Origin of the sequence: Bradyrhizobium sp. 199 (genome assembly GCF_023073355.1) — a bacterium.
Lineage (GTDB): Bacteria > Pseudomonadota > Alphaproteobacteria > Rhizobiales > Xanthobacteraceae > Bradyrhizobium.
Genome location: NZ_JADPJI010000006.1, coordinates 97319 through 110394 on the forward strand (window position 1 = coordinate 97319; position 13076 = coordinate 110394).

Annotated in this window: 5 protein-coding genes; 4 read left to right on the top strand and 1 reads right to left on the bottom strand. The window is 59.9% G+C overall.

The window, feature by feature from the left end; translation table 11 throughout:
- The first annotated feature begins 295 nt into the window (after positions 1-295).
- Together IVB28_RS20895 and IVB28_RS20900 are read left to right on the top strand one after the other, a co-directional pair.
- Positions 296-9703, top strand: a complete 9408-nt coding sequence (locus IVB28_RS20895; RefSeq protein ID WP_247528711.1) for a calcium-binding protein — start codon at positions 296-298, stop codon at positions 9701-9703.
- A gap of 740 nt (positions 9704-10443) precedes the next feature.
- Complete coding sequence (locus IVB28_RS20900; protein ID WP_247528712.1) at positions 10444-10716, top strand: hypothetical protein; 273 nt, start codon at positions 10444-10446, stop codon at positions 10714-10716.
- Positions 10717-11128: 412 nt separating this feature from the next.
- Here IVB28_RS20900 and IVB28_RS20905 read toward each other — a convergent pair whose 3' ends face one another.
- On the bottom strand, positions 11129-12055 hold the full coding sequence (locus IVB28_RS20905) for a Ku protein (RefSeq protein ID WP_247528713.1): 927 nt from the start codon (positions 12053-12055) through the stop codon (positions 11129-11131).
- 149 nt (positions 12056-12204) lie between these two features.
- On the opposite strand from IVB28_RS20905, the gene IVB28_RS20910 reads away from it, so the two are divergent.
- On the top strand, positions 12205-12615 hold the full coding sequence (locus tag IVB28_RS20910; protein ID WP_247528714.1) for a hypothetical protein: 411 nt from the start codon (positions 12205-12207) through the stop codon (positions 12613-12615).
- 10 nt (positions 12616-12625) lie between these two features.
- Positions 12626-13075 (top strand): hypothetical protein, encoded by a 450-nt coding sequence (locus IVB28_RS20915; RefSeq protein WP_247528715.1) that lies wholly within the window; start codon positions 12626-12628, stop codon positions 13073-13075.
- Position 13076: the final 1 nt, after the last annotated feature.

A 13076-nucleotide genomic window follows, 5' to 3' on the forward strand; every position in this document is an offset into this window, starting at 1 on the left:
ACCGATGATGGCGAAGTATCTGGACGGTCTGTCGTTCGTTGCCGTTTCAGCCGTACAATCCGCGATCGGTGTTGCGATCGCTATGCCAATACTCGAAGGCACCGTGTCATGGAGAACTATCGCGGCCGTCATCATGACCGTCGCCTTTTCTTTCATGTTCAGTAAGTCGAGGCTTAAACGCCTGAATCTGCCTCTGGATTGTACGTGGGGTGAATACCGGTCTGCTGCAAAGAGCCGACGTTCGTCGTGAATGAAGTCGGATAGTATCTTCAGCTGAAGGATTTTGGGGGGAGTCATGGGAAGCAGCGTTACCGATGCGGGAATTGCCGCGGCTATCGGACAAGTGGCGAATGCGATTGGGATCGGGAGTCCTCCATCCACGGGTAATGCGGGGGTCAATGCCGCTGTTGGCTTCGGGAACGCTGTCGGTTCAGCGATGGCGTCGGCAGCCGTTGGCGGGAAAGGAGGCGCCGCCGGTAACGCCGCTGCGGGCGTTGCTGGGGGTGTTGTAGGAGGTTATGCCGGGTTCGCTGTAGGCGCGATGGGCGTGACGGCAGCCAATGTCGCTGCAAATCCATCCGGCTATGCAGTGGACCAAATGGGGAATCCAATTGGACCCGTCGCCCCTCCCGTTAGTCCTCCTGCTGTCAACCAAATCAACGACATCGCCGATCCGGCAATGACCGACCCTAATACGGCGGTGGCGGTCGCGGCTGTAGCGGAGAATGAAGCCGATGATGACGCGAACCCCGGGCCGACGGGCACAGACGATGGCACAGCGACGGCTCCCTCCGCGGCGGCTGGTGACGGGGATGGCGACGGCGACAGCGACGGGGAAGGTGACGGAGATGGTGACGGGAACGGAGGGGACGGACCCGGTAACGGCGACGGCAATGGGGACGGCAACGGCAACAGCAACGGAAATGGCGATGGGAACGGGGACGGCAGTGGTAACGGGGACGGCAGTGGTAACGGGGACGGCAGTGGTAACGGGGACGGCACTGGCAACGGTGACGGCAGTGGCAACGGTGACGGCAGTGGTAACGGTGACGGCAGTGGTAACGGTGACGGCAGTGGTAACGGTGACGGCAGTGGTAATGGTGACGGCAGCGGCAATGGCGATGGCGGCAGCGCGGGGGATGGCGGGGCCGGCGGTGCGGGGGAGGGCGGTGGTGGAGATGGCGGTGGCAGCGCCGGTGATGCGCCTATCGTTCTCGATCTGACCGGGCACGGTATCCACATCACGCAGCTTGGGTCATCCAACAAATTCATCAATGTGGCTGGTGACGGCTATCAGCACCGGACGGCCTGGGCCGGGGCCGGTAATGGCGTCCTGGTGCTCGACCTCAAGGGCAATGGCGACGTCAATTCTCCCGAAGCGTACAACTTCACGCTATGGGATCCGACAGCCAAGACCGACATGGAAGCCCTGGCCCATGTCTTCGACACCAATCACGACGGCAAGCTAAACGCTGGCGACCTGCACTGGAACGACTTCAAGGTCTTGGTCACGAATGCAGACGGCACCACTTCCCTCAAGACCCTGAGCGAGCTCGGGATCGTCTCCATTGATCTCGTCTCCAACAACCAGAAAACCGTTCTTCCGGACGGTTCCGTCATCTACGGACAAGCCACGTTCACGAAGTCCGACGGCACGACCGGCGCCGCCGCGGACGTGCGGCTGTCCTACGACGCCAACGGCTTTGTCGTGCAGCAATCGACGCTTCACAATGCCGATGGATCAACGTCGATCGACGTCAAGGCCTATCGCGCTTCGGGACGGCTTGCGAGCGAGTCCATCAGTACGACCAGCGCAGATGGAAAGACGGTCACGTTGTCCAAGGACAATAATGGCGATGGCGTCATCGATCAGCTGCAGAGCGATCAGTCGGCCCTGAATGCGGACGGCAGCACGACCGAAACCATCACCAATTTCAACGGCGCCGGAACGCGGGTTATCAACCGAACCGTCACCACGACGAGCGCGGATTTGAGAACCGTCACAATCGGGCGCGATTCGCTCGGCGCGGGGACGTTCGATCAGACCGAGGTAGACGCCCGCGACGCCAGCGGCAATTCGTCTGTCACCGTCACGGACCTCAATCCAGACGGCTCCACCAAGGACAAGGCCGTGGTGACCACATCGGCAAACGGCGCATCCAAGACGGTTCAGCTATGGCTGACCGGCGATCCCGGTCTCAATGCAACCCAGACCGACTCGATCTCCTATGCGGCCGATGGCAGCAAGACCGAGATGGTTACCAATTATGCCGGCAGCGGCACGGTCGCCGCCAGCAAGGTCGCAAGTGTGGTCACGTGGACCAGCGGCGATGGGCGTTCGCAAAACGAAGCAGCGGATCTCAACGGCGATGGTGTTGTCGATCTGACCACGACGAAGGCAATTACAGTTAATCCAGATGGGAGCTCCAGTACCACCCAATCCGAGTTCAACGCCGATGGATCTCTGCGCAGGAAAATGGTCACGGCGCTCAGCGCGGACAATCTCTCGGAGACGAACCAGCTTGACCTGAATGGCGATGGCGTGTTTGAGACAACCGTCGTCGACGTCACCGTTGTCGGGGCCGACGGCAGCCGCACCGAGACCGTCACGACCCGCAGCGCAACTACAGCGCTGCTCAGTCAGTCGATTAGCACGGTGAGCGCGGATGGCAAAACGCGCAACATCGCCATCGACCGGAACGGCGACGGAATATTTGAGCAGACCGAGACAGATGTCGTGAATGCGAACAGCAGCACGACATCGACGTTGATCTGGAAGAACGCCGACGGATCGGTCAAGGCTAAGTCCGTGACGACCACGAGTGCCAGCGGTTTGTCGATAAGCGCTCAGGCCGACATCAACGGCGACGGCACGTTCGATTCTCTCCGAAGCACCGTGACGGGCGGAAATGCCGATGGCAGCTCCACGGTCACCACGACCGACAGCAATGCCAACGGCTCGCTGCGGGACAAGAAGGTCGTCACGACCAGTGCCAACGGCCTTTCCACGACGACGCAGAAGGACACAATCGGAGCTGGCAGTTTCAATCTGACTGAGACCGACGTCACCGTGCTCAACGCCGATGGTAGCAAGATCGAGACGGTCTCGGATATCAACGCCGACGGTTCGCTAAGGGCGAAGACGGTGACGGCGATCAGCGGCGACCGGCGCACGACGACGGTCCAGACCGACTGGCAAGGTGACGGTCATTTCGATCAAGTCGAGACCAAGCGGGTGAACGCTGACGGCAGCACGACGACGACGCGGACCGAAACTAACTCCGACGGCTCCCTCAAGGAGCGCACGGTGACGATTGTCAGCGCGAGTGGGCTGAGCACCTCAGAGCAGTCGGACGTCAATGGTGATGGCGTTGTGGACTCGAGCGGCACCGATGTCACGGTTCTCAATGCCGACGGCAGTCGGACCAGGACGCTGAGCGAATTCAAAGCAGACGGGTCACTGAAGGGCCGGGCGGTGACGACGGTCAGCGCGAACGGGCTTAACACGTCGGTTCAAGTGGACACTAACGGCGATGGCGTTGTCGATGGCAGCGGCGCCGACCTCACGGTGCTCAATGTCGACGGCAGCCGGACGGAGACGGTCACGCATATTGCCGGCAACGGCGCGATCAAAGACCGCATCGCCGTGACCACGAGCGCCACTGGGCTGTCGCGCACGACGCAGGTCGATGCTGACGGCAACGGCACGTTCGAATTGGTGACGACGAACCTTACGGTCCTGAATGCCGATGGCAGCCGGACCGAGACGATCTCCGATCTCAATGCCGACGGCTCGCTGCGGGACAAGATGGTCTCGACCACCAGCGCGGACGGCAACACGGTGTCGATCTCGCGGGATGTCAACGGTGATGGCGCCGTCGATCAGACTGAGACCGATACGGTGGCCGCGAACGGCAACCGGGTGAGGACCGTCACCGACTTCAACGCCAACGGGTCCATCCGGGACCGCGCCGTGACGACGACCAGCGCGAACGGCCTGTCGACGACGATTCAGCGCGACGCCACGGGAGCGGGGACATTTACCCAGACGCGGACCGACGTGGCGGTTTTGAATGCGGATGGAAGCTGGACGGAGACCATAACCGATACCACCGGCACGGGCGCTTTGGTGGATAAGACCGTCGTGACGACTAGCGCCAATGGCCTGTCGAAGACGACGCAGAAGGATACGCTAGGGGCCGGCGCGTTCGACTTCACCGAGACCGACGTTTCTGTCCTCAATGCAAACGGCAGCACCACCGAGACGGTGACGGTCACCAACGCGAGCGGGGCGCTGATCCGCAAAACGATTGCCACAGCAAGTGCCGATCGCAAGACGGTCTCGATGTCCCGGGACACCAACGGTGATGGGGTCGTCGATCAGACGCTGGCCAGCGCCACGAACACGGCGGGAAGCGTCGTGACAACGATGACCGATTTCAACGCCAATGGTACGCTCAAGGACAAGGTGGTGGTAACAACCAGTGCAAATGGTTTGTCGACCACGGTCCAGCGCGACACCACCGGCGCCGGCACGTTCAACCAGACCAAGACCGATGTCACGGTCCTCAACGCTGATGGCAGCCGAACCGAGACCGTCACTGACTTCAATGTCGATGGCACGGTCAAGGACCGAACCATTATGACGACCTCGGCCGATGGGCTAAGCCGCAACACCGAATGGGATCTAAAGGTTAATCCGCTAATATCGGACCAGCCGGTCGCCACGCAAACCGACATTACGGTCATCAATGCGGACGGCAGCCGCACCGAGACTGTGAAGAACTTTCTCGCGATGGCACCTGGCCCGCTCTCGATCAAGGTAGCCACCACCAGCGCCAACGGCCTGTCGAAGACGGTTCAGTGGGATACGACGGGAACGCTGGATTCAGCGCAAAATCCCGTTTTTGACCAGACGCTCACCGACGTCACGGTGCTGAACGCCGATGGCAGCCACACCGAAACCATTTCAGCTTACAAGGTCGGCGGTGTATTGGGATCCAAATCTACGATCACCACCAGCGCGGACGGCCGGAGCACCACCGTCGTCTCCGATCTCAACGGGGATGGTCTGACCGACAAGAGCCGGTCCACGGTCACCGCAAAGTATGTCGACGGCAGCAGGGTTCGGACGGTCACCGATTACAACGGCGACGGTTCAGTCAAGGACAAAGTCGTCAAGGTTACCAGCGCTGATGGCCGGACGGTGACGACCACACGCGACGTCGATGGCAACGGGACCGTCGATCAGACGGAAGTCAACGTGACGGCCGTGGACGGCAGCGAAATCGACACCGTCACGGATCTCGGGTCGCTTGGAACAGTTGTGGACAAGACCGTCGTGACGACCAGTGCGGACGGCCTGACCAAGACGACCCGGTGGGATTTTGATGGCAACGGGACCATTGATCGCACGCGAACCGATTTGACCGTCAACAACATCGATGGAAGTTCGGTTGAGACCATTACCGAGGTGAATGCCGACGGCTCGCTTCGCCAGAAGAGCGTTCTGACCGCGAGCGCCGATGGCCTGACCAAGACGGTGCAGAAGGATCTGCTGGGCAGAGGCTATTACGACTACATCGAGGTGACGTCGATAGCGATCGACGGAAGCTCGACGACGGTCGCAAAACACCTGACATCGACCGGCACGGTCACCGACCAGACGATCACGACGGTCAGCGCGGACGGCAATACGACGACAGTCCAGGAAGACACGACCGGTGCTGGTACATATAATTTCGGCGCGACGACAAAAAGGAATATCGACGGCAGCTCCGTCACCTATGCCGCTTACGTCAATGCCAGCGGGCAGACGACCAAGCGTATCGTCACGACCGTGAGTGCCGACGGCCTGGTGACCACCGTCCAGACGGACAGCACGAATGCCGGCTGGTTTAATAGCACCAATACGACCGTCACCCGGGTCGACGGCAGTACAGTTTCGACTTTGCTTGATTTGAACCCGGATGGCTCGCCCGAGAAGGGGCTGGTCACGACGACGAGCGCCAATGGCTACATCGTCACGACATCGCAAATCCTGTATGGGACGGGAGGCAACGATAACCTGGTGGGGACCGACGGGGCCGACATCATGTACGGCGGCGCTGGCAATGACGACCTTTTCGGCGGCCGCGGTAACGACGTTCTACATGGTGGCAAGGGAAGTGATAGTCTCAGGGGATGGCTAGGCGATGACACTTACGCCTTCGGCCGGGGCGACGGTCTCGATATCATCTTCGACGACGTTGTCCTAACAGGGACGGACGCCGGCCATTACAACGGCGGCGTCGATACGCTGGCTTTCGCGTTTGGGATCAAGCCTTCCGACGTTGTTCTCCAGCTGTCGGGCAACGATCTGATCGTTGGTATCAAAGACCCAGCCAATGCGGGTTTGTCCCTCGCCCAAATGACCGACCGCATTACTCTGCAGAATTGGCTCGATCCCCTCGACCGCATCGAAAAGTTTGTCTTCGCCGACGGCACGACGCTTGATTTCTCGCCCCGTGCTGGTTTGGCGGCGGGCTTTGCGACAATCGATACAGCCGGTTCGACGAGCCTGATGCAGATCGGGACAAACTACTATTTCTACTCCAACGGCATCGGACCAATGTTGAAATACGGCGGGGTGCCGTTCACGTCTGACATGCTGGAAGGCCGCACGCTCCTAGGCGTGGAGCAAACGTCTTTCGGTTACGAGCTTGCCATCCGCCTGCCCGGCACCGACGAGTACACGGTCTGGAACACCGACTTTAGCGGTAATGTTAACGGCAACGGCACCGGCGGAGTCGTGCATGGGAACAGTGCAGAACTGATATCGCTGGAGCCCAGTTTCCATCAGGATTTGAACGGCGACGGGGCGATCGGCGTACCGCCGATCGAAGCGGCCGGATCAACTATCCTGATGCTGTCAAATAATAACTATTATCTCAATAGTAAGACCACCGGCACCGGACCTATCCTGAAGTATCAGGGCTCGCCGGTGGCGGCGGCCAACTGGGGCAATTGGTCGGTCGTTGCTGGGGAGCAGACTTCGGGTGGTGGTTACATCGTCGTCTGGAAGAGTGCGACGACTGCTCCACATTATTCCGTTTGGAATACGGATAGCGACGGCAACTTCCTGACCACTCTGGCGGCTGCCCCTGAAGTGTTTGGCAACGATGCCTCCCTTGAAGCGTTCGAGCCGGTGCTCCACCAAGACGTCAACGGCGACGGAACGATCGGTGTTCCCACCACGATCGAAACGCTGGGATCAACCAGCCTGGTTCTGTCGGCAAACAATTACTACCTGATCGGATTGAACACGGGCACTGGACCGGTCCTGAAGTACCAAGGCTCACCCGTTCTTGCCGCGGATTGGGGAGCGTGGACCGTCATTGCAGCTGAGCAAGTCGCAGGCGGCGGGTACGATGTCGTCTGGAAGCATTCAAGCGGCCAATTCTCGGTCTGGAGCACGGACAGTAATGGTGCATACCTGACAACGCTCGCGGCCGCCCCGCAGGTTGCGGGAACGGACCCGTCACTTCAGGCGCTCGAACCGACATTCCATCAAGATCTCAATGGCGATGGCATCATCGGAGTGCCCCCGATTGAATACTATGGATCGACCAGCCTGCTCCTGTCGGGCGGTAATTATTACCTGAACAGCATCAGCACTGGTAGCGGACCGGTTTTGAAGTACCAAGGTTCTGCGGTCATCGCCGCCAACTACGGAGCGTACAAGGTCATTGCCGCCGAGCAATTGTCAGATGGCGGTTATAATGTTGCCTGGAAGAACACCTCGACCGGTCTGTTTTCCATTTGGAATACGGATAGCAACGGCAATTTCGTAAAGACTGTTGCAGCGGCGCCGGAAGTGAGCGGGACAGAAATGTCTCTGAAGGCACTAGAGCCGATGTTTCATCAAGACCTGAACGGCGATGGTGCGATCGGCCTGCTTTCGATCGAATTGAACGGCGCGACCATCACCGCCCTAGATAGCGGCTACTACTTCATGCTGAGCGCCAGCACCGGCACGGGCCAAACTCTGAAATATCAGGGCTCTGCGGTGATCGCTGCCAACTACGGAGCCTACAAGGTCATTGCCACCGAGCAGGTGTCGGGCGGTGGCTATGACGTCGCCTGGAAGAACTCGTCGACGGGAATGTTCTCGATTTGGAGCACGGATAGCAGCGGCAACTTTGTGACGACCCTTGCCGCTGCGCCGGAAGTCATGGGGAACGATCCGTCCTTGAAAGCACTCGAAGCCACTTTCCACCAGGATCTGAACGGCGACGGCGTCATCGGCGTTCCACTTGATCTGTCCGGGTCAACAAGTTTGGTCCAGATTGGAGCAAATTTCTATTTGGAGACTATCGGGACTGGAATTGGTCCCCTTCTCACCAGTTCTGGCAACCCGGTGGGGGCCGGTAACTACGGCACTTGGTCACCGTATGCTGCCGAGAAGGTGCCGGGCGGAGGCTATGACGTCGTTTGGAAGAATTCTTCCAACGGACGGTTCTCGATCTGGAGCACTGATAGCTCGGGCAGCTTTATATCTACCGTCGGCTCCGCCTCCGAAGTGGCTGGGACCGACATGTCACTTCAGACATTGGAGCAGACTTTCCATCAGGATCTGAATGGGGACGGCACGATCGGTCTGACGAACAGTGTTACGCTTGACTCGTTTGGATCGACCCGCTTGATCCAGTATGGAGGCAATTTTTACCTCAATAGTGTCAGCACTGGCACTGGGCCTACATTGAAGAGCGGAGGCTCGGCAGTGGTCGCAGGCAATTACGGAGCCTGGTCTCCGTATGCCGTTGAGCGAGTTTCGGGCGGTGGCTATAACGTGGCGTGGAAAAACTCCTCAACCGGCTACTATTCGGTTTGGAGCACAGACGCCAACGGGAATTTCACGGGTACCCTTACACCTGAGGTGCCCGGGAGCGATGCCGGTTTGCAGTCGCTTGAGAGAGTGTTTCAGCAGGACCTCAACGGAAATGGTGTGATTGGTTTGCCAGTCGCAGGTCCTGTCATTCTCGACCTTACCGGCGCCGGTTTGGGGCTAACGACACGAGATCAATCGAAAGCGACGTTTGATTTTGCTGGTGACGGCCATCAAGTTCACACCGCGTGGATAAATGCCGGTGAGGGCTTTCTGGCGATAGACCTCAGCGCGAACGGGCAACTGGGGCCTGATGGAATCATTGATCAGTCCAAAGAGATTAGATTCACGGACTGGGATCCCGGCTCGACGTCGGACATGCAGGCGCTGCGTGATGTGTTCGACACGGACCACAATGAGAAATTGGATTCGGACGACAAATTATGGAGCGAGTTCCGAATCTGGCAGGACATCAATGGCGATGGTATTTCGCAGGCCGGTGAGGTCGAGGCGCTTTCGCAGCTTGGCATAACATCCGTTGACCTTAATCCAATCGGTCCTGCGATCTACTATTCCGATGGATCTGTCATCAACGGCAAGACAACTTATTTACGTGCCGACGGGACGACCGGGGCCGCGGCCGACGTGGGACTAGCCTATGCTGGTACCGATCAAGCACAAGCGGAGGCGTCAAGTCCGATCGACGCTCAGCTCAGTCAGCTCGTCCAGGCTCTGGCCAGCTACACTGCTAGCAACGCTGGCGCGGATTCCTCAAAACTTGCCCCAACGAACAACGAGCAAGCGCATGCAATGATCGCGACGTCATGGCATTCATGACGAAGGACTGATGCTTACTCAAATGACGATTGCCATCAAGCTGCTGGTTGCAATCGTGCCTGGGCGCGCTTCAGCAAAGACAGGCTAAGACGCGAGCTGAGCTGGATCGTTTGCCAAGCTCCGCTCGGTGTCCGAACCACGCAGCGGAGGTCAAGGCCTGTCGCCGTGGGATGCGTGGAATAACGCTGGTGGTCCGTAGACATCCGGACATATTGCGCGGCCCCTCCGACGCTTGGGGGCGATACCAGATCAGACCCAGGACGAATGATCAGGGCGTTGGTCATGCGACCTCCGCTAAACAGCGAGCTTACTTCCACTTGGGCATCACCAGAGCAACGACACGCCGTGCTTGCTTAGCCATCCTAGCACCCGAACAGGCGAGTGAAAAAAGGCCGCCCCATAACCAAGAGCGCCCTCGTGCAGCACTGATCGATCTCAGGTACAGGAACGCCCCGAGCAAGGTTCCGTAGTTTCTCCTGAAGTCGCCGTTGAGCTTGGCGATCTTAGATAGATCGTTAGAAGCTTCGATTTCGTCGCCATCGCTGGTCCTATCGATTAGCGCCAGCGGCCTATGAACCACTGTTTTGCCCGACGCAGCAAGAAAAATTTCGGTATATCGTAAAAAGAGCGCTGGTGGGCAACGACCAAACCGAAGCTCTGCATTTCGGAATCCCTGCCCCGTGCTAACCGCGAGGAACGAGCCGGCGGCCCAACGATTCGCCACGGCAGGAGCTATTTCAATGCTGGCGACGAGGGGAAGATCAAAGGGAGTCCGAACCCTCCGCGGCTGGGCGATCAACGTGCTGCAGGAGGCCGGCGCCATCCAGGAGTGCGAGGAGCACGGCTGGGCGAAGGAGCGCGCGGATCCGCATGCGCGCGAGCGCGCCTTGGATCTCGCACGTCGAGATCTGCCTGCCGGGGTTTCCCGGGAGGAAGCGGCCGGCGTAGTCCGTGACGTCCTCGACTCGATCGGCGACACTTGCCCCGAGTGCCCGCCTTCGGAATCAGCCTGATTCATCGGAAAGCCCGAGCCACTGGCTGGCTGCTTTTGCAGCGCCTGGCAGGCCAACTCACGAATGCGGTGCTGTGACCAGTAGCGTACCCAGGGACGCGTGAATGGCTTGAGGTTCTTGCGTCTTCCCTGCCGCGCGGGCCCGCTCAGCCTCGAAGCGCGACCCAAACTCCGATGAGAAAGGTCAATGCAATCGACCGCAACGGTGCCTTCACGATCACGTCGCGCAACTGTCTGCGCAGCCTATTGCAGAATCCAACGGAGATGACTGGCTTGACCGGCGAGCCGTCCTCGCGTCGGCGCTCGGTCTTGCACCGGACGATCGCTCGATGTCGCCCTGCTGATCCATTAGGCCGACGCTTCCGTCATTGCTGAGGTTTCTTTCATATCCATGCGGCCGTCCTACTCGGTCGTCAGGCCGACTTCCGTTGCGCCTTTGCCGCAGGCTTCTTTGCCACCGCTTCCTTGGCCGGCTTCTTGCCGGCAATCGGCATCAGCATCTCCTTTTGTCCGGCCGCCGCCTTCCGCGGCTGCTTGGCGGCCTTGCCGGCTTTCGCCGGCGCGAGTTCCTGACCCACGCTCCGCCGGAGCGCTTCCATCAGGTTGACGACGTTGGTCGCTGCCGGCTTTTCCTTGGGGGTGATCGGCTTTCCGGCGCGCTTCTGGTTGATGAGCTCGATCAGCGCGGTCTCGTAATGGTCCTCGAACTTCTCCGGCTCGAAGTTACCGGCCTTCTGGTTCACGATGTGCCTAGCCAGATCCAGCATGTCCTTCGTGACCTTCACGTCTTGGATCTCGTCAAAATACTCCTGCTCGCCGCGCACCTCATAAGGGTAGCGCAGCAGCGTGCCGACGAGACCCTTATCCATCGGCTCCAGCGCGATGATGTGCTCGCGGTTCGTCAGGACCACCCGCCCGATCGCGACCTTGTCCAGCTCGCGGATGGTCTCGCGGATTACCGCGAAAGCGTCGTGTCCTACCTTGCCGTCCGGACGGATGTAGTAGGGACGAATGAGGTAGCGCGGGTCAATGTCAGTGCGATCGACGAACTCATCGATCTCGATGGTCCGCGTCGACTCCAACGCAATCTCCTCGAGCTCCTCCTTCGAGACTTCGATGTACTGGCCCTTCTCAAGCTCATAGCCCTTGACGATGTCCTCGTTCGGCACCTCGTCACCGGTGTCGGCATCCACCTTGAGGTACTTGATGCGATGGCCGGTCTGCCGGTTGAGCTGATTGAACGAGATCTTCTCGCTTTCCGACGTCGCCGGGTAGAGCGCCACCGGGCAGGTCACCAGGGATAGACGCAGAAAGCCTTTCCAGTTCGCGCGTGGGGCCATGAGTACGCAACGCTCCAAGTACGGGGACTTGATTCAAGACGAACGGGGCGGGGCGGTTCCGACACGGAGGCGACGCCCGGATCATTTTCCCCGACTATTCGGCCTTGGACGGACTCGACTCTATTGTTCTTGTTATGTTCTAATCGGCCATGGCCGACCGACCCGCGAGCTGGCGCATGCCGACACCCAAGCAGATGCAAAAGATGGCCGCTACCGTCCCCAGAAGGACCCCTCCCATGCGGGGATTGCCTCCGAACGAAGATCTGCCACCTGAATACTGGCAGGCGGTCCTGCAGGACCCTCGTGCCGGAGGGGGCAGACCCGACCATAGCGTCTCCGGACGTCTGCTGCAGCTAAGGCAGATTCCCCAGCACCTTCTGAGGGTGGGTTGCCGGCGCTGCGGCAGGATGGTCGAGATTCACAAGGCGGACGCTGCCCGGCTCTACGGTCCTGAGGCGATCTGGAGGGATGTCGGTCGGCGGCTGCTGGACAACACCTGCAGGAGTCGAACCGGACGCCATGAGGAAGACGGCTGTTGGCCGACGTTTGACATGTCGTAGGCGCGAGTCGATGGCGCCGAAGTACCATCCCACGCCCCTGTCCGGAGGCGACCGCAAGGCTCTGAACAAGGAGCTCGGCAAGGCGCGTGCGATGGCGAACATCCTTGCTGCGCAATCGGCCGAGATGCGGGCCAAGGCCGAAACCATGCTGCAGCAGGCCGACAAGCTGCTCTGCGAAAGCTGGAACGAGCGCATGTGGTCGGAGGGAGAGCCAATCGATCCCTCGCCGACGATCGATCAGGCCATCAACGCCAGCTTGCGGTGGCTGGAAATCCGCTGCGCCCTATGCAAGACGCCGAGCGACGTCGACCTGGCCGCGATGAAGCACGTGCCGACTACGTTCGTCCACGATCTTGCCAGTCGCTTGCGCTGCCGCAAATGCGCGACAGCGGGCAGGAGGCCGGCGGCGACTCTGCTACAACTCACCGCGCACCCACGCCATCCTCGGACCGATTCTTGAA